17 protein-coding genes are annotated in these 18390 nt (G+C 63.8%); 5 read left to right on the forward strand and 12 right to left on the reverse strand.

The genetic code is table 11. The features are described 5' to 3' along the window. Nucleotides 1-385: 385 nt before the first annotated feature. Nucleotides 386-694 carry an EthD family reductase gene (locus AC1D1B_RS27325; protein WP_477336067.1) on the reverse strand — a complete coding sequence of 103 codons (309 nt, stop codon included), beginning with the start codon at nt 692-694 and terminating at the stop codon, nt 386-388. Nucleotides 695-804: 110 nt separating this feature from the next. Further along, nucleotides 805-1686 carry a metal-dependent phosphohydrolase gene (locus tag AC1D1B_RS27330; protein WP_477336069.1) on the reverse strand — a complete coding sequence of 294 codons (882 nt, stop codon included), beginning with the start codon at nt 1684-1686 and terminating at the stop codon, nt 805-807. A gap of 292 nt (nt 1687-1978) precedes the next feature. Here AC1D1B_RS27330 and AC1D1B_RS27335 point away from each other — a divergent pair, with 292 nt between their 5' ends. Continuing rightward, nucleotides 1979-3046, forward strand: a complete 1068-nt coding sequence (locus AC1D1B_RS27335) for a cyclic nucleotide-gated potassium channel (protein WP_477336130.1) — start codon at nt 1979-1981, stop codon at nt 3044-3046. 106 nt (nt 3047-3152) lie between these two features. Here AC1D1B_RS27335 and AC1D1B_RS27340 read toward each other — a convergent pair whose 3' ends face one another. The 7 genes from AC1D1B_RS27340 to AC1D1B_RS27370 all read right to left on the reverse strand — a co-directional run bounded on the left by AC1D1B_RS27340 (nt 3153) and on the right by AC1D1B_RS27370 (nt 11926). After that, nucleotides 3153-3581: a DOPA 4,5-dioxygenase family protein gene (locus AC1D1B_RS27340; protein ID WP_477336071.1), complete on the reverse strand. Its 429-nt coding sequence runs from the start codon at nt 3579-3581 to the stop codon at nt 3153-3155. Between the two features lie 129 nt (nt 3582-3710). Then, nucleotides 3711-3854 carry a DUF3309 family protein gene (locus AC1D1B_RS27345; protein ID WP_477336132.1) on the reverse strand — a complete coding sequence of 48 codons (144 nt, stop codon included), beginning with the start codon at nt 3852-3854 and terminating at the stop codon, nt 3711-3713. 113 nt (nt 3855-3967) lie between these two features. Continuing rightward, nucleotides 3968-7138: an efflux RND transporter permease subunit gene (locus AC1D1B_RS27350; RefSeq protein ID WP_477336073.1), complete on the reverse strand. Its 3171-nt coding sequence runs from the start codon at nt 7136-7138 to the stop codon at nt 3968-3970. Between the two features lie 72 nt (nt 7139-7210). Further along, on the reverse strand, nt 7211-8410 hold the full coding sequence (locus tag AC1D1B_RS27355; RefSeq protein ID WP_477336134.1) for an efflux RND transporter periplasmic adaptor subunit: 1200 nt from the start codon (nt 8408-8410) through the stop codon (nt 7211-7213). Nucleotides 8411-8584: 174 nt separating this feature from the next. Beyond that, nucleotides 8585-8866, reverse strand: a complete 282-nt coding sequence (locus AC1D1B_RS27360) for a hypothetical protein (protein WP_477336075.1) — start codon at nt 8864-8866, stop codon at nt 8585-8587. Nucleotides 8867-9188: 322 nt separating this feature from the next. Next, nucleotides 9189-11462 (reverse strand): xanthine dehydrogenase family protein molybdopterin-binding subunit, encoded by a 2274-nt coding sequence (locus AC1D1B_RS27365; protein WP_477336077.1) that lies wholly within the window; start codon nt 11460-11462, stop codon nt 9189-9191. 2 nt (nt 11463-11464) lie between these two features. Beyond that, nucleotides 11465-11926 carry a (2Fe-2S)-binding protein gene (locus tag AC1D1B_RS27370; RefSeq protein WP_477336079.1) on the reverse strand — a complete coding sequence of 154 codons (462 nt, stop codon included), beginning with the start codon at nt 11924-11926 and terminating at the stop codon, nt 11465-11467. 118 nt (nt 11927-12044) lie between these two features. On the opposite strand from AC1D1B_RS27370, the gene AC1D1B_RS27375 reads away from it, so the two are divergent. Continuing rightward, nucleotides 12045-12641, forward strand: a complete 597-nt coding sequence (locus AC1D1B_RS27375) for a TetR/AcrR family transcriptional regulator (protein ID WP_477336081.1) — start codon at nt 12045-12047, stop codon at nt 12639-12641. Here AC1D1B_RS27375 and AC1D1B_RS27380 read toward each other — a convergent pair. Next, a complete protein-coding gene (locus AC1D1B_RS27380) occupies nt 12632-13762 on the reverse strand; it encodes a patatin-like phospholipase family protein (RefSeq protein WP_477336083.1) in 1131 nt (376 codons plus the stop codon). The genes AC1D1B_RS27375 and AC1D1B_RS27380 overlap by 10 nt on opposite strands. Before the next feature lie 212 nt (nt 13763-13974). Next, on the reverse strand, nt 13975-15063 hold the full coding sequence (locus AC1D1B_RS27385) for a citrate synthase/methylcitrate synthase (RefSeq protein ID WP_477336085.1): 1089 nt from the start codon (nt 15061-15063) through the stop codon (nt 13975-13977). A gap of 92 nt (nt 15064-15155) precedes the next feature. Between AC1D1B_RS27385 and AC1D1B_RS27390 the strand changes: the two genes are divergently transcribed. Continuing rightward, complete coding sequence (locus AC1D1B_RS27390) at nt 15156-16295, forward strand: citrate/2-methylcitrate synthase (RefSeq protein WP_477336087.1); 1140 nt, start codon at nt 15156-15158, stop codon at nt 16293-16295. 29 nt (nt 16296-16324) lie between these two features. On the opposite strand, the gene ftrA is transcribed toward AC1D1B_RS27390, so the two are convergent. Next, a complete protein-coding gene (gene ftrA / locus AC1D1B_RS27395) occupies nt 16325-17335 on the reverse strand; it encodes a transcriptional regulator FtrA (protein WP_477336136.1) in 1011 nt (336 codons plus the stop codon). Nucleotides 17336-17401: 66 nt separating this feature from the next. Between ftrA and AC1D1B_RS27400 the strand changes: the two genes are divergently transcribed. Further along, a complete protein-coding gene (locus tag AC1D1B_RS27400; protein ID WP_477336088.1) occupies nt 17402-17821 on the forward strand; it encodes a rhodanese-like domain-containing protein in 420 nt (139 codons plus the stop codon). A gap of 77 nt (nt 17822-17898) precedes the next feature. After that, on the forward strand, nt 17899-18360 hold the full coding sequence (locus tag AC1D1B_RS27405) for an N-acetyltransferase family protein (protein ID WP_477336090.1): 462 nt from the start codon (nt 17899-17901) through the stop codon (nt 18358-18360). Nucleotides 18361-18390: the final 30 nt, after the last annotated feature.

Genomic DNA, 18390 nt, shown 5'->3' on the forward strand with positions numbered 1-18390 from the left:
AGGTCTCCCACGTGATGCGACCCGACCATAGGTCGCGACAGCTCAGTCCCAGAAAGGTAACCTAAATTATTGCGTCTTGGTATGGGCTGAGCCGTTCCCTCGTGCCAACCACGGGTTGGACAAAGGAATGTTTCCCGGATCAGGGAGAGTCGCAATCACGACCCTCAGCTTGATGGTGTCCGCTTTAGGGCAACGACGAACTTTGCCTGTTAGCCCGAAATGAGGCGCAAAGCGGCCGGTCATGCTCGCTTGAGCTAAACTACAGCCGAATGCGATTTTCCGAGGCCGAGCCCCCACATAGCCGAAACGCAGCTCGCCCCCTAAGCCCCCAGCATCGGCTCCGTATTCACCTCCAGCGCTTCTTCCGCCAAGGGTTGGGCGAGGCTCAGACTTCCCTGGTCTCGAACAGCAAAAGCTCCACGCCGCCATCTGCGAAATTGCCAAGATCGGCCGCCGTGGCCTGCCCCTCGGGAGAAGCAAACGCGGCTTGAATGTCCGCAACGGAATCGAAGTGGAGGATAGCCACCAGATGATAGGCTGAGGGTCCATCCGGGGAATGGACCCCGCCATCGCTGACCTCGTATTTCGTCAAGCCGGGAATCGTTTTGGCCAGCGGAATGTGAGTCGAAAAATAGTATCGGTCGAATGCGGCCAGGTCTTTCGGCGTCTTGTAGAGTGCGACAAGTCTGGCCATACGTCCCCCTTTTTTGAAACGACACCCTATTTGCGCAAAAGTGTACCCTTCAGCCAAGAAGCGGGCAAATGGTGGCTCTGGCACCGGCGAAAGAAAACAATCCCCGGCTCTTAAGTCACCACCGCAAGGCTCGCCGGCTGCGACACGCCGGGGAACGGCCCGATCCTGGCCGGGCGATGCCCGGACTGGAAGAGGTTGCTGTGGAGGTTGGCGACCCACTGCTTGCCTTCGGTCGTCAGCTCCAGATAGCGAATCGCGTCGCCGATATAGGGCTCGACCTTCAGCGTGAAGAAATCGGTGAAGATGGCGCCGAGATCGGCGGCGGTCTTGCAGCCGAGCTTTTCCACCATCCCGGTCTCGGAGAACTCGGCAAACAGCGCCGGCAGCTTGCGGTGGTAGAACGGATCGGCGAGCTGGCCGATCAGATCCGCGGCCCTGACCAGCGCCGGCTCGGTGTCGGTGGCCTGGTAGGCCGGATCGTCCGGTACCGGAAAGCGCGTCATCTCGATCGCCGCGATAATGCGCTTCTCGTCGACGAACTTCGAGGAACCAAAACGTTGGCGCGCATAGATCTTGGCGCGCTCGATATGATAGGGCGCAAGCACCGCGTCGGAGGCGCCGCGCGGTGGCGTATGGCGGTCGCCGGCCTCGTTGATGACGAAGCTTTCGTCGGTGTCGCCCTGGCACACGCCGTGCACCATGCCAATGTCGTGGACAAGCAGCGCGCAGGTGTAATGCAGCCAGTCATCGGGGGTCAGGGATTCCGAAAGCAGCCGGCCGCGGATGATCTGCTGGCCACAGAGCGTGACCATCAGCGTATGCTCGATGTTGTGATAAAGCGCGTTCGAATTGCCGATGCGCTCCAGGACAAGGCGGGCCGCCCCGCCTATGTAGCTCGCATACTCCGGATTGCGATGCGAGAAATACTGGAGATAGAGTTCCGACAGATGGTCGCCGAGCCGGTCGGCCATGATGGAAATCGGATTGAGCATGACAATCGTTCCTGGCCAATTTGAAGCACGACAAGTCGCGTGCGGCGGCCATCCTAGCACGGTTCCGGCGTGGATTTTATCTTGCGACCGAAATCCGGGCGTTGGCCAAGTCGGTATATCCCTGCCGAAAGCAGGACGGCTTTGCGTGGATCGGACCCAAGTGAAGCGACGTTCGTCCGAAGCTGACTTTCGCGGAACCTGTTGCAATTGCACATCGCGGCGACAGTAAGCACCTTTACGCTTGCCTCGAAGGCAGCCTAGTTTGGAGGGAGTCGCTGCTCGTGGGCATAGAATGTCGGTACTGCCTTTCCTGAGAATTTACGCGCCGCTCAACGCGGTGCTGGCTGCGCCTGGGCTTCTGGCGGTGGCCGCGCTCACGATGCCGAACATGTCCGGAGGAAGCAGACTGGCACTGACTGCCGTGCTCGCGGTCATTTGGGGCGCCTATCTTCTGCAGATGGTCGAGACGCTGCTCAAGCACTGGGCGGGAGACCTTCGGGACAGGACGCCGGCAATCGCAATCGATGTGCTTGCGGTTTTGGTTCCACTCGCCGCATTTCTGCTCGCCGGCACGCCCGACTGGAGCCTCTACTGTGCTGTCTGGCTGCTGAAACCGCTGCGCGACTCGACCTTCTTCCCGGTGCTGGGCAGGGTGCTGGCCAACGAAGCGCGCAACCTGATCGGCGTCACCACGCTCTTCGGCGTCGTTCTGTTCGGTGTCGCGCTCGCGGCCTATGTCATCGAGCGCGACATCCAACCGGAAAAGTTCGGCAGCGTCCCCCAGGCAATGTGGTGGGCGGTGGTCACGCTGTCCACCACCGGCTATGGCGACGCCATTCCGCAAAGCTTCGCCGGCCGCGTCCTCGCCGGGGCGGTCATGATGTGTGGCATCGGCATCTTCGCGCTCTGGGCCGGCATTCTTGCCTCCGGCTTCTATCAAGAAATCCGTCGCGAGGATTTCGTCCGCAATTGGCAATTGGTCGCCGGCGTGCCGTTGTTTCAGAAGCTTGGCCCGGCCGCGCTCGTCGAGATCGTGCGCGCGTTGCGACCTCGCAACTTGCCGGCGGGCGCCGTGATCTGCCGCAGTGGCGAGACCGGGGATCGGATGTTCTTCGTCGTGGAGGGGCAGGTCAGCGTCGCGACGCCGAACCCGGTGGAGCTTGGCCCCGGCGCCTTCTTCGGCGAGATGGCGCTGATCAGCGGCGCACCGCGTATGGCGACCGTCAGCGCCGCAACGGCGGTCTCACTGCTGTCGCTGCACGTGGTGGATTTCCAGATGCTGTGCAGCAGCAGCCCGGAGATCGCGGAAATCATCCGCAAGACCGCGCTCGAACGGAGCGGCGCGGCGCCGATGGCTTGACCGTACCCGGAGAAGCGAGCGCCGCCAACAAGGGTACGGCGTCAGTGACAGCCAGCCTCTAACGTCGGAATGTCGACCACCCGCCATCCGCCTTCAACTCGTACCCCTAGGCCCCCAGCGTCGGCTCGGTATTCACCTCCAGCGCCTCTTCCGCCTCATCCTCCTCACCCAAAACCTCGCCATGGACCCCCAGCGGCCGGCCGATCCAGATCGGGTCGATCAGATGGTCGCGCTTGGGATTGGTGGTGTTGGGGTGGATGAGGATGCTCAGGCCGCCGTGGTTCAGCATCAGCCATGGAACCAGCGATGCGAAAATCTCGGTGGCGAAGGAGATCTGGTACATGGGCTGCTCGTGCGGGCCGACTTGTTTGTCGTGCCAATTGCCCAGCCTCACGCGGAAACGTTCGCCGATGCGCAGGCGCAGCCATTCGGCATGCTGCCGCTCGGTCTGCCCGTCATAGTAGATATGGGCGTGATAGCTGGCGATCTCGGCGAGCGGCCTTGGTGCGCTTTGGCCGGCGGTGTCTGTATTCACCTCGATAGTCCCCCCTCGATAGTTGTCGTGCGGGCAGCGTATACGCGAGGCAGGTGCCCGTCATCTACGCGCCATTGCAGGGCAATCGCATATGGCAGCGTCGGCCCCAGCTCCGACCGCTACACGTGATCAAATCCTGCCTATCAGCAGCAGGATCAGCAGCACCACCAGGACGACGCCGGCGATCCCTGAGGGGCCATAGCCCCAGGAGCGCGAGTGCGGCCATGCCGGCACGGCGCCGATCAGGATCAGGATCAAAACAGTGATAAGGATGGTGCTTGACCGTCATGAAGAATCCCTCGCCTTGCTCTTCAGATACGAGGGGACAATACAAAAGGCCGCCCGGTTGTTCCGGACGGCCTTTCTGTCTGACTGGTCGAATGCAGCTACTCGGCGGCTTTCGGGAAGGCGATTGCCGGTTCGTCGAGCGGCCCCGGTCGAGGCCCCTCGGGCGCATCGGGCTTCTTGTCGCGGCCGGATATCCTGCGGAAGAACGCGTAGAAGCGGCTGTTCTTGCTGCGCGTGAAGATCATCAGCATGGACGGCGTCACCACCAGCGTCAGCAAGGTGGCGAAGGACAGGCCGAAGACGATCGCCGAGGACAGCGAAATCCACCATTGCGTCGACGGCGCATTGATCGTCGTCTCGTGATGGAAGATTTCCAACCCTAGGCCGAAAGCGATCGGCAGCACGCCGAGGATGGCCGACACCGCCGTCAGCACCACCGGGCGGGCGCGCTCGCGGCAGGTCTGCAGCACCGCCTCCATCTTGTCCCAGCCCTCTTCGCGCAGCCGGTCATAGGTGTCGATCAAAACGATGTTGTTGTTCACCACCACGCCGGCCAGCGCAATGACGCCGATGCCTGACATGACGATGCCGAACGCCTCGCCTGTCAGGAGCAGGCCAAGGAACACGCCGATCGTCGCCATGACCACGCAGGACAGCACCAGAAGCACGCTGGTGAACTTGTTGAACTGCATCAACAGCACCAGGAAGATCAGGAAGATCGCGGCACCGAAGGCCTTGCCGAGGAAGGCGCTGGCTTCGGCGCTGTCCTCGTTGGAGCCGGCGAGCTTCCAGCGTATGCCGCTGTCTAGCTTCATGTCTGTGACCGCCTTGGTCACCTCCGCCTGCACCGCCGCAACCTGCGTGCCGGCCGCAACGTTGGCCTGCACGACCACGGTGCGGGCGCCGTCGATACGGTTGAGGATGCCGACGGTCGGCTCGGGCTTGCGCACGACGAAATTCGAGATCGGCACCGAGCCCTGCGAGGTCTGCACCCGGAGTTCGTCGAGCGTCGACAGCGTGCGCCTGTCCTCTGGCAGGCGCAGCCTGATGTCGACGGCGTCGTCGGCGCCGGCCGGCCGGTATTCCGACAGCTTCAGCCCGTTGGTCACCAATTGCACCACCGTGCCAACCGAAGTCGGGCTGATGCCGTACTGCGCCGCCTTGGCGCGGTCGACCTCGAGCGCCCAGTCGACGCCGGGCGGCGGCAGACCGTCGGAAATGTCGATAACGCCGGGCACCTTGGCGATGCGCGCCGCAACGGCGCGGGCCTGGTCGTCGAGCCCCTTGGGATCGATGGCCGAAAGCCGGAGCTGGATCGCCTTGCCTGTGGGAGGACCGGCTTCCGGCACACGAACCTCGACATCGACGCCGGGAATGCCGGCCATGACGGCGCGCAATTCGTCCAGGATCTGGTTCGCCGATTTGCGCTCGCGCCAGTCGATGAACTCATACTGGATGACGCCGACGACATCTTCCGGCACATCCTGGCCGCCGCCTTGCGTCTTGCCGACGCGGGTGTAGACCGATTTCACGCCGGGCCAGCCGAGCAGCCGGTTTTCGGCAATCTTGGTTGCCGTATCCATTTCCGCCAGCGAGAGATTGCCACGGGCGTGCACATAGAGCAGGCCGTAGTCGGGTTCGACGCTGGGGAAGAACTCGACGCCGGCGCCATACTTCGAATAGGCGAAGCCGACGCCGGTCAGCAAGACTGCGGTCAGCACCAGCACGGTGATGGGGAAGCGCACCGCCTGCTTGACCAGCGCCATGTACCAGCCGTCGCGATTGTTTTCCTCGTGATGCTCCGGCGCCTTGGCGAAGAGCGCACCCAGCGTCGGCGCGAACACCAGCGCATAAAGCATCGAGGCCGACAGCGTGACGATCAGCGTGATCGGCATGTATTTCATGAAGTCGCCGATGATGCCGGGCCAGAACAGCAGCGGCGAGAAGGCGGCGATGCGCGTCATCGTCGCGGCGATGACCGGACCGGCCATGCGCTTGGCGGCAAGCGTGAAGGCTTCCGCCTTCGGCATGCCTTCGCCCATGCGCCGTTCGGCGAATTCGGTGACGATGATGGCGTCGTCGACCAGCATGCCGACCGCCAGGATGAGGCTGAACAGCACGATCATGTTGATCGTGTAGCCCATCATCGCCAAGAGCAGGATGCCGATCAGGAAGGATGACGGAATAGCAAGTCCGATCAGCAGCGAAGCACGGCCCGACAACGCATAGAGGATGACGATGAACACCAGGATGACGGCGATCATCACGTGGTTCTGCAAGTCGCCCAGCAGCTGGTTGACGAAGACCGACTTGTCCTGCGTGTAGGTGATGTTCATGCCTTCCGGCATGCTCTTGACGTAGGCGTCGGACACTTCCCGCACCTTGGCCAGCGTGTCGATCAGATTGGCGCCGATGCGCTTCTTGACTTCGATGGCGATGGCCGGCTTGCCGTTGAGGCGAGTTATCGTCGTGGCATCGGCGAAGGTCGAGCGCACCGTGGCGATGTCCTTGGCCTGGACGACGGCGTTAGGCCCTGCGACTACCGGCAAGGACGCGACGTCCTCGGGCGTCTCGATCAGCGACGGCACCTTGACCGCGTATTTGCCTTCCGAGCCCTCGATGTTGCCGGCGGCGACCAGGCTGTTGGAAGCGCCGACCGCGCCGATCAGCTGGTCGAGCTGCAGGCCGTAGGACGACAGTTTCATCGGGTCGATGACGACTTCGACGAGGTCGTCGCGCGAGCCCTGCAGCGAGCCTTCGAGAACGCCGGGCACCTCTTCGATGCGGTCGCGCAATTCGCGCGCGGCAGCCGTCAGCACGCGCTCGGGCAATTCGCCCGACAGCGTCACCACCAGCACCGGGAATTCGGAAATGTTGACCTCGGTGACGACGGGCTCTTCGGCCGCCTGCGGCAGGTCAGCCTTGCCGTCCTGCACCTTGGAGCGTGTGTCCTGCAGCGCGGTCGCCAGATTGGTCTGCGGCTGGAACTCGACCAGCACATAGCCGCCGCCCTGGAAGGCGGCCGAGCGCATTTCCTTGAGGCCCTTCAGGCTCTTCAGCTTGCTTTCCATCGGCCGCAGCAGAAGGCGCTCGGAATCCTCAGGCGAAATGCCCTGATAGATCAGGCTGACATACATCATCGGAATCGGAACGTCGGGTTCCGCTTCCTTCGGTGTCGATTCATAGGCGACCCAGCCCGCCAGCAGCAGGAACACCAGGACCGAAATGGTCAGCCGGGCATTGTTGATCGCGAGTTTGACGATATCCATGGCTAACGCCTGTTCTCAAGATTTCAGGAGCCGCATTGCGGCCGGCTGTCCCCGCCCAGGGCCATCCCGGTGCTACTGCGTTGTCGCTTCGCCCAACAGTTTCTGGATAGTCGCCTGATCGGCCTCGACCGGCTTGACGACGTCGCCTTCCTTGACCAGTTCCTGGCCGGCGACGATGACGCGGGCATCGGCGGGAATGCCGCCAAGCACCAGGCCCCTCGGTGAATCGTCGACCAGGTCGATCGGGAAGAACACCACCTTGTTGTCCTTGTCGACGGCGCGGATGCCGAGGTCGCCCTTGTCGCCCAGCGTCACCACCGAGCGCGGCAACATGACGGCGTCGGTCGGCTGTGCGCTGAGCGAAATCTCGGCTGTCATGCCGGCCGGCACCGAGCCGTCGGCATTTGGGACGGCAATTTCGACGCGGAAGGTCCGGGTTGCCGACGACGCGTCGCGGCTGATGTAGCGCACGGTGCCTTCAACGGTCTGGCCACTGACCAGCCGGACAGTGGCCTTGTCGCCGAGCTTGAGATAGCCAAGGTCGCGTTCACTGACTTCGCCGCGCGCAATCACTGGGTCAAGCTTGAGGATGGTTGCCACCTCGCCGCCCTCCATGATGGAACTGCCAAGTTCCACCGGCACCCGGTCGATGACGCCGTCGAAAGGCGCCCTCACCTCATTGCGCTCGAGCAAGGCCTGTGCCGTTTCCAGCAGTGACTGCGCGGAGGTCAGGTTCGAGCGCGCTGTGTCGAGCTGCAGCTTCGGCAAATTGCCTGATTTCATCAGCCGCAGCGACGCATCGAGTTCAGCCTGGCGCTGCACGACAAGCTGCTTGGCGTTGTCGACCATCGAGATCTTTTCTTCCGCCGCCAGCATCAGTACCAGATCGCCGGTCTTGACGTGATCGCCCTGCTTGACCGGCAGCTTGTCGATGACACCGGCGACGCGCGTCCCCAGCACCGCCCGTTTGTCGGCCTCGGTCAGCCCGGAAATGCGGATGGCGCGGGCATAGGTCTTGCGCGGCGGCGTGATCACCGCAACGGTGCGCAGCGGCGCCTTCGGCTCTGCCTCAGCGGCGGGCTTGGCTGCTTCCGGCGCCTTGGCCTGATCGCCCGTCTTGGCCTGATCGCCCGTCTTGGCCTGATCGTTGGTCTTGGCCGCGCCTTCGACAGCGGCGCTGCCAACAGACGAGAACGCACCTGTTCCCATCCAGGCGGCGAAACCGATGAGCACAACAATAGCGGCAAGCTTGTGAAACCTGATTTTCGGCATCATTGTTTTTCCACTGCGGGGTTCGGCCAAACCGTCTGTAGGAGCTTCCGCGTCTTTCAACTCGGGCGCGTCGCCGATATGGGTGCGCGCTAGGCCGTGTTCAATTTGCCGTGAACGGCGAAGCGTGGTTCTACATCAAAGTTGCAGCGCAATATAGCCACAAAAGTTGCGCCATCATTGCGTCACGGGACACGGCGCGCCTGCCGCCATCCAGTTCTCGATTGCTTGATAGGTCGCTTCGGCCGAGCCGGGCGCCGGCTCACGATCGGCACCTGGCGCCCAGCCCCAGGCGACCAGTTTGTCGTCGCGCACATGCAGCGCGACATCCTCCAGGCTGCGGTCGCCATTGCGACTGCGATCCTTGATCTGGGCGCAGATTTCCGCCGAGGATTTGCCAAACCAGACCATCTCGGCCGGCGCCAGATGCCAGTTCTCGGCCCCGGGCGGCCCGTGCAATGCACTGGAATTGCTCGTGAAATGACACGTCGTGCAACGCAGGCCGGATTGCCGAAACCGGAGCCGTCGGCGCCGCGCTGGACGTTGAAGGCATGGACGCGCGTCCCGCCATAGTGAGCGCCGGACCAGCGCGGCCGGTCGTCGGCGACATGACAGTCAGCGCAGCGCGAGTGCGAGAACACGGCGTAGATTTTATCCCATTCGGGCAGGCCGCTTGCGGCGTCGACTGCCACCGGCGCCGGTGCCTGTCCTTCTTGTGCGGTTGCGAAGGACGCTGCCGAAAACATGATGGCAAGAGACGTCAGCATGATGAGGAACTTTGTCATGCGAAGGCGACCGCCTTCGACAGCGGCAGCGTTCGGATACGCTTGCCGGTGAGTGCGAAGATGGCGTTGGCAAGTGCGGGAGCGGCCGGCGGCGTGCCGATCTCGCCGACGCCGCCCATCTTGTGGAAATTCTCCAATATGGCGACTTCGAAGGCCGGGCACTGAAAGATGCGCATGGCATCGAAGTCGTGAAAATTCGACTGTTCGACCATGCCGTCGGCGAAGGTGATTTCTTGGCCCATCGCCGCCGACAGGCCGTAAATGGCCGCGGAGATCAGCTGCGCCTCGATGATGCCCGGGTCGAGCGCGGTGCCGACATCGGCGGCAATCCAAACCTTCTCGATGCGGATGCCGGCGGGCGTGTCGGCAACCTGGACGATCTCGCCGACCCAGCTGCCGAACGACAGCGAAAAAGCCATGCCTTTGGCCTTGCCGGGCGGCAGCGCCTCACCCCACTTCGCCATCGCGGCGACCTTCTCCACCACCGCAACCGCCGCCGGATAGGCGGCCATCAGTGTCTTGCGCAACTCGACCGGGTCGGTCTTTCCGGCCACCGCGATTTCGTCCAGAAATCCCTCGTGGAAGAAGCCGTTGATCGAACTGCCAACCGAGCGCCATGAGCCGACCGGGATGGTGACGGGGGCGGCAATGGCGCTCACCCGGTAATTCGGGATCGTGTAGGGCTGGTCGTAGGCGCCGTCGACGATGGTCTTGTCTGGCCCGAGCGGCGATATCGAGGGAAACAGCCGGCGCAAGGTGCCGGCGATCACCGATGGCGAGGCGATCGTCATGTCGACGGCGACCGGCAGGCCGTCGTCGCCGAGCCGCGCCCGGAATTTGCCGACAGCCGCCGGTCGATAGGCGTCATGACGCATGTCCTCTTCGCGCGTCCACGTCACCTTGACCGGCCGTCCCTCGGCCGCTTTCGCCATCAGCGCCGCGCACAGCGCATAGTCCATCTCGACACGGCGGCCGAAACCGCCGCCCATGAAGGTGGTGTGAACCGTCACTCTGTCCTGTTCGATGCCGAGGACGTTGGCACAGAGCTGGCGCACCAGGGTTGGCGCCTGGTTGCCGCACCAGATGTCGAGCACGCCGTCCTTCAGCCGCGCCGTCGCATTCATCGGCTCCATCGTCGCATGCGCCAGATAGGGAACGGCATAGTCGGCTTCGATGATTTTTTCACGCGGTGCGTCGGCAAAGGCCTTGGCGACATCACCATTGTCGCGCATCGCCGACCCCTCGGCGCCAAGCGCCTGCTTCAGCACCCCGGCAATCGCTGCGCTGTCCGGCGGATATTCCGGCTCGGCCCATTGGGTCTCGATCGCTTCCGCCGCCTTGAACGCCGCCCAGGTGTTTTCGGCGATGATGCCGAAGCCGTGGCCATAGTTCGTTTCGAGCGGCACGATCTTGATCACGCCGGGCATCTTTTCCGCCTTGGCAAGGTCCGCGCCGACCGGCCTGGACCAGAAGCGTGGGCTCATCTTCACCGTGCCGTAGAGCATGTCCGGCAACCTGACGTCGATGCCGAAGATCGGCGCGCCGGTGACCTTGGCAAGCATGTCGATGCGCTTTTGCGGTTTGCCCAGCAGTTTCCAATCGGCTTTGTCCTTGAGCCGGACTTCCGCCGGCGGCGCCATCGCGGCAGCGTTTGCGGCCACTTCGCCATAGGTCAGCGACTTGCCTGAGGCCTTGTGCAGGATCGAACCGTTGGCGGTTTCAAGATCGGCAGCGTCTATGCCAAGCTTCTGCGCCGCCGCCGCAATCAGCATCTGCCGCGCGGCAGCGCCAGCCTGCCGCATCTTGTTGAAACCGTCCCGCGTCGAAGCCGAACCGCCGGTGCCTTGCAAAGCGAGGAATTTGCCGACCACGCCCAGGCCGGCGCGCACGGCCTCAGCGGTCCTGCTTTCATCGAAGAAGGCGAAGGGACCGCCTTCCTCCAGGATCGCCGCATTGTAATAGGCATAGGACGCTGGACCGTGCTCGACCTTGACCTGGTCGAGGCCGACATCGAGTTCTTCGGCAACCATGACGGCGAGCGTCGTCGAGATGCCTTGCCCCATCTCGGCCCGCGGCGCGACGATGGTGATGGTGTTGTCGGCGCCGATCTTCACATAGGGGTTGAAGGTCGCTTCGCCGGCGGCGAGATCGCCTTCCAGCGGATTCGCGAAAGGCTTGCGGTAGTAATAATAACCGACGGCGACGCCGCCAGCGATAGCCGCCGCGCCGATGAGAAACGTGCGGCGGGCGATCTTTCCGACACTGGCCATGTTCAGAGCCCCGCCGTCTTGAGTGCCGCAGCTTTTTTGATAGCCGCGCGGATCTTCGGGTAGGTGCCGCAGCGGCAAAGATTGCCGCCCATGGCGTTGTCGATGTCGGCATCCGTCGGATCCGCGACCTCGTCGAGCAACGCCACCGCGCTCATGATCTGGCCGGCCTGGCAGTAGCCGCATTGCGCGACCTGCTCTTCCAGCCAGGCCTGCTGCACCGGATGCAGTTTGCCGGGCGCACCGATGCCCTCGATCGTGGTAATGGCGCCCGTGGCCTGGCCGACCGGCAACGAGCAGGAGCGGACCGCCTGGCCATCGACATGCACCGTGCACGCGCCGCAGGCGGCGATGCCGCAACCGAATTTAGGCCCGGTCTTGCCAATGAGATCGCGCAGCGCCCATAGCAGCGGCATTTCGGGATCGGAATCGATGTCGAACGACTGACCGTCGACGGTGAGGCGCATGGGGATACCCTTCGTTGTCATCCACAGCCTGAAGCGGAATGGTACGCCATCCCGCTTCATACAAGTTGACAAATTTCGTAATTTTGTCAATAGAGGTTCCGCAGATAGTGTCGCAGCCGTGAATCAGATCGAAGACATCACAACCACAGACCCGAGGCGCATCCGCATTCTGGACGGCGCGATGAAGGTGTTTCTGGCCTATGGTTTTTCGCGCACCACGATGGACGATATTGCGCGCGCCGCCGACATGTCGCGGCCGGCGCTCTATCTGCTGTTCAAGAACAAGACCGACATTTTTCGCGCCATTGCGATGATGATTTTGTCGCGCTCGGTCGAGGCGGCAAAGGTGGCGCTGGCCGGCGATGGCGCCTTCACGGAGCGCATGACCCGGGCCATCGACGAGGCGCTGATCTCGATGATGCGAGGCGTCATCTCATCGCCGCACGGCGCCGAACTGCTCGACATGAAGTCGAGCCTTGCCGATCTCGTCGTCTGCTGGCGCGACGGCCTTGGCGGACATATCGCTGCGGCGATCGAGAAAGAGGCCGGGCGTAACGGCGCCGACCTGGCGGCCAAGGGCCTGTCGGCGCGCCTGCTCGCCGACATGCTGCTTGACGGGCTGGAAGGCATGAAGGCGCGCATCAGCGATGCGGACGACCAGCACCAGGCCGCGGCCGCGCTGGTCAAGGTGATCGACCTCGCCCTTCAGGCGTGACGCCGCTCCGCCTCCGGCTTCTTGCGGGCGGCGAGAAATTCCTTGACCCGCCGTCCCGGCGCCGGACCGCGCACCGGCTTGAAGCCGTCGTCGAGCTCGCCGGAGAGGTCGAGCGTCGGGCGTTTGCCGACGGCATCGTAATTCTCCTCCAGCCAGTCGCTGGCGGCCGTGCGGCCGAGATCTCTGAGATAGGTCAGGAACGCCCATTCCGCATTGACCTTCGACGACGCAGACAGATCCTTGAACGCCTCGTCGGCATCGATGCGGTGCATGCGAATGTCGCGGTATTCGCCACGCGGCAAGCGGCCGGCGGCGATCAGCTCCTTGACGAAGGCGATCGAGCGGAATTCGTTCAGCAGCCCGGCATTGAAGGTGATCTCGTCGATGCGGTTCTGGATCTCGTTGGCGCTTCTCGGCGTGCCTTCGCGCACCACCGGATTGATCTGCACCAGCAGCACGTCGTCGGTCGCCGCCGTCTTGAAGAACGGATAAAGCGCCGGATTGCCGCCATAGCCGCCATCCCAATAGGGCACGCCCTTGATCTCGACGGCGCGGAACAGTTGCGGCAGGCAGGCCGAGGCCATCACCGTGTCGAGGTCGATCTCGCCGTCGGAGAAGACGCGCAGCTGTCCGGTCTCGACATTGGTGGCCGAGATGAACAGCTCCATCGACTTGCAGGCGTGCACATTGGCGAAATCGATCTCCTGCTCGACCACATCGCGCAAAGGGTTCAGCCCGAGCGGATTGGCGACATAGGGAGAAAACACCCGCGACATGGTGTCGAAGAAGAAGTAACCGGGCGTGTTTTCGATCGACCAATTGCCCCAGGCGACATCCCACGGCATACGCTGCACCGGGCTGAAGCGGCCTTTCGCCGCCACCGCGCGCCAGAAATCGTCCAGCTTCTTGCGTGCGCCTTCAACGCCGCCGCGCACAAAGCCATCGGCCAGCGCCACCGCATTCATCGCGCCGGCGCTGGTGCCGGACACAGCTGCGATCTCCAGCCTGCCATCCTCCAGCAGCCGGTCGAGCACGCCCCAGGAGAAAGCTCCGTGCGAGCCGCCGCCCTGCAGCGCGATGTTGATCTTCTTGGTTTCCTCCGCCTTGCCGTTTTTCGTCATGGCGTTCCTGTATTGGTTTGGGCGCTGCTGCCTCCTACCGCCCGGGAATCGGGCGGGTTCGGTTGCAGCGGACTTATGTTGCAGTGCAGCATATAAGTCCTGACCAAGGCAAGAACACGAACACGGTCGCGTGATCACATGAAATTTCGGTCATGAAGAAAAAGGCCTCCCCAGGCGGAGAGGCCATATTCTCTTGAAACGGCTTGGGAGCCTCAGGCGACGAGATCCGGCACCGGGCCGACATAGCGCGACTGCGGCCGGATCAGCCGTCCCGTCGTCTGCTGCTCGCGCGCATGCGCGATCCAGCCGGCGACGCGCCCGGCGGCAAAGACATTGCTGAACGCCTTTGGCGGAAAGCCCGCCGCTTCCAGCACCAGCGCGGTGTAGAATTCGACATTGGTCTGCAACGAGCGCTGCGGCTTGGCGATCCGCAGCACCTCGAGCGCGGTCTGTTCGACCTTTTCGGCGAAGGCCAGCCGGCGGCCGGTTTCGCCCTCGCTGCCCAGCTGCCGCACCACCGCCTTCAGTACATCGGCGCGCGGATCGCGCACGCGGTAGATGCGATGGCCGAAGCCCATGATGCGCTCGCCATGCTGGATTTCGGCACTCAGCCAGCCGGCCGCGTCGCCATGCGCCTGGATTGCGTCCAGCATCTCGATCACTGGCCCGGGCGCGCCGCCATGCAGCGGCCCCTTGAGCGCGCCGAGCCCGGCCAGCACCGATGATGTCAGCCCCGCCAGCGTCGAAGCGACGACGCGTGTGGCGAAGGTCGAGGCGTTGAGGCCGTGGTCGCAGACAGTTACCAGATAGGTGTCGAGCGCCTTCGCCAATGCCGGCGACGGGACCGACCCCTTGAGCATCCGCAACATGTCGGTGGCATGATCAGCCTTGGCGTCGGGCGCGATCGGCTGCTCGCCGCGTGCAAGGCGCAGCAGAGCCGGCGTCAGCACGGCGGGCGCCGCGATCAGCCGCAATGCATCAGTGAAAGTCTCGCCGTCAGGCAGCAGAGCCATGCCGGCGCGCATCGCGCTGTAGATTTCGAGGGGAGCCAGCAAAGTCAGCGAAGGCTGGAGCCGCTCAAACACCTCGACACGAGCCTTGCCCAGTCGCGCCGCGAGTTCGACATCGTCGGGAAAGTCGTCGAAGAAGCCGTCCAGCAGCAGGCGAACCACTTGCGGGAAACTCCATCGGCCTGCCAGTTCCAGCAGCGAATGACCGCGGATTGTCAGGCGGCCGCCAAGGCCATCGACATCGGAGAGCACCGTCTCCGCCGCCACCACATCATCGAGCCCGTTTGCCATGTCTCATCTCCTTGCAGCTTTTCTGCGCAATAGATAAGGATTGATCCACAGCTCCATCAATCTTGATCAATATAATCAATATCAGGCTCGAAATGTCCGAATGGCTGTCGCGGGAAGAGGCGCTGGAAAGACTCAAGGTCCGGCCGCAAACGCTCTACGCCTATGTCAGCCGCGGCCGCATCGGCATGCGGCCGGATGAGACCGACCCGCGCCGCAGCCAATACCGCGCCGACGACATCGCGGCACTGGCAACCCGCCGCGCGCGCGGCCGCAGCCCCTCGGCCATCGCCGAAAGTGCGATTGCCTGGGGCGAACCGTCGATCGCGACCGCGATTTCGACCGTTGTGCACAGTCGCCTCATCTACCGCGGTCAGGACGCCGTAACGCTCGCCAAATCGGCCACGTTGGAGGAAACCGCTGCCGTGCTCTGGGCTTCGGCCGAACCAGTGGCGTTCAAGGTACCGTCATCGGAGCCACCCCTTCCATTCGGCCGCGGCTCGGCCTTCGCGCAGCTTGCCGTACTCGCCGGCCAGGGACGGCCTTCGCTCGGCCGCAGCGCCGCCTCGCTGTGCACTGAGGCCGCGCAAACAATCGGGGCGCTGGCGCAGGCGCTGGGTGCCGGGTCCGGCACGTCGCCTGTTCACCAACGCCTGGCGCAGGGCTGGTCGGTGGATGGTGCCGGCGCGGAAGCGATCCGCTGCGCCCTTGTCCTGCTCGCTGATCATGAACTCAACGCATCGACCTTCACTGCTCGCGTCGCGGCCTCGACCGGGGCCTCGCCCGCCGCATGCCTGCTGGCTGGCCTGGCGACACTGACCGGCCCGCGCCATGGCGGCGCCGGCGAAGCGGTGATGCAACTGGCGGAGGATGCGGCTCGGCATGGCGCCGAGGCGGCGATCCGGCGCTGGCTCGGCCACGACCGGCCATTGCCGGCATTCGGCCATCCGCTCTATCCCGACGGCGATCCCCGTGCCACCGCGCTTTTGGCAGCCATCCCTGTCGACCAGACGCTGCAACAGTTGGAAAAGGCCGCTATGGCCGCAACCGGAGCGCACCCCAACATCGACTTTGCCCTGGCTGCGCTGACGCGCGGTCTTGGCCTGCCGCGCGATGCACCGTTCCAGCTGTTCGCGCTTGGGCGCAGCGTCGGCTGGGCCGCGCATATGGTCGAACAGATCATGAGCGGCAGCATCATCAGGCCGCGTGGCCGCTATGTCGGGTCACTGACCTGACTGCGCATTGCCTCGTGGTTTGATCTGCGTCAGGCCGACCTGGCATTGGTCCCGAACCGCGCACGGTAGGCGACTGGCGTCGTGGAAAACTGCTGACGAAAGTGATGCCGCAACGTGCCGGCCGCGCCAAAGCCGGCGGTCTCGGCAATCCGCTCGATCGGCATGGCGGTATCCTCCAGCAGCGTGCGCGCCCGCGAAAGCCGCTCCGACAGCAGCCAGCGCGCCGGCGTGACGCCGGTTGCGGCCGCGAACCGGCGCAGAAATGTCCGCTCGCTCATCCCGGCAAGCTCGGCCAAAGTTGCGACGGGATAGTCGGCCGAAATATTGGCGCGCATTCTGTCGATCAACGGTCCAAGCCGGCTGCGCTCGTGCGGCTCGGGAACGGAACTCTCGACATACTGCGCCTGACCGCCGTCGCGATGCGGCGGCACGACCAGACGGCGCGCCACCATGTTTGCGGCCTTGGTGCCGAAGTCGCGCCGCACCAGATGCAGGCAAAGGTCGATGCCCGCGGCACTGCCGGCCGATGTCAGGACGTTTCCCTCATCGATGTACAACACGTCGGGAACCACGGTGATGTCGGGGTACAATTCCGTCAGCTTCTCGCTGTAGCGCCAATGCGTGGTTGCCCTTTTGCCTGCCAGCAGGCCGGCGGCGGCAAGCACGAACACGCCCGAGCAGATCGACAGAATACGGGCACCCCTCTCATGTGCCTTTTGAAGCGCCTCGATCAGCGACGGCGGCACCGGAGCCTCCGATCCGCGCCATCCAGGCACGATCACCGTGCCGGCCTGGCCGATCAGCTCGGCTCCGCCATCGGCGACGATGCGCACGCCACCCAGCGCGCGCATTTCACCCGCGTCGATCCCGGCAACAGCAAAACGGTACCAATCCTTGCCCATTTCCGGCCTGGGCAAGGCGAAGATCTCAACCGCCACGCCGAACTCGAATGTGCACAGCCCATCATAGGCAACGGCAACGACAAGCGGATTGACAGCAAGGGAGGATGAATTTGGCATGATCTTGACGATATATGGCAAAGCTGCCAGCTGCAATCGCCCTGCTTCCTGCTTTATCTCCAGCGCATCACCAATGGAGATACGCGAATGAGCTACGTGACAGACATTCCGGCGGCATCGCCGGAAATCGCACGCGACCACTTCCTGCGCCGGCTTTCCGTCGAGACCGACTGTTCAGACGTCGCCGCGGCGCTGCGCAGCGGCGATCAGGATTTTGTCCTTTTGCATGTGGTCGGTTCGCCAGAAGCCTATGAACGCCGCCATGTACCGGGCGCGCTGCACCTGCCGCACCGCGAGATATCGGCCGAGCGAATGGCAGAGTGGCCTGAACAGACGCTTTTCGTCGTCTATTGCGCGGGACCGCATTGCAATGGCGCGGATCAGGCGGCCTTCAAGCTGGCCAGCCTCGGCCGTCCCGTGAAGATCATGATCGGCGGCATAACCGGCTGGCAGGACGAGGAACTCCCTTTCGCCTCGGGCAACGAACCGGGCAATTTGCACGCATGATAGCTGGCCTAGGACCAGCCTGGCGCGGCAGCGTTCACGCGATATGGTCGACATTGAAGACAGGGGAAAGCATGCAGATGGTGGCGATTACGGTCCGTCCGTTCGAGCAGCAAGATGTTGGCGCGGTGCTCGCGCTTATGCGGGCGCTGGCCGCCTTCGAGGGCTATGACGACAAGTTCCGCGTCACCGAGGCGGACCTCATCGAACATGGGCTCGGGCCGTCGCCCCGGTTTGGCGTGTTGGTGGCGGAGCGCGAGGATGTGATCGTCGGCATCGCCGTCCACTACCTCATCCCCTGGACCTACGACCTGAAGCCGGTTGTCTGGCTGAAGGAACTCTATGTCGCCGAGGCCGCGCGCGGCACGGCGGTCGGCCATGCGCTTGTTGAACGGCTTCACGAATACGCCGCCGGCATTGGCGCATCCGCCATCAAATGGACGGTGCTGAAATCCAACCTGCCGGCGAAGGCCTTCTACCGCTCGCTCGGCGGGCAACCCGACGAGATCTGGGAACCGTGGCAGCTGAAAATCGACCCGTGACGGCAAGGCCCAACCGGTAGAGCCGGTCAG

Source organism: Mesorhizobium sp. P2_C5_2, assembly GCF_056404535.1.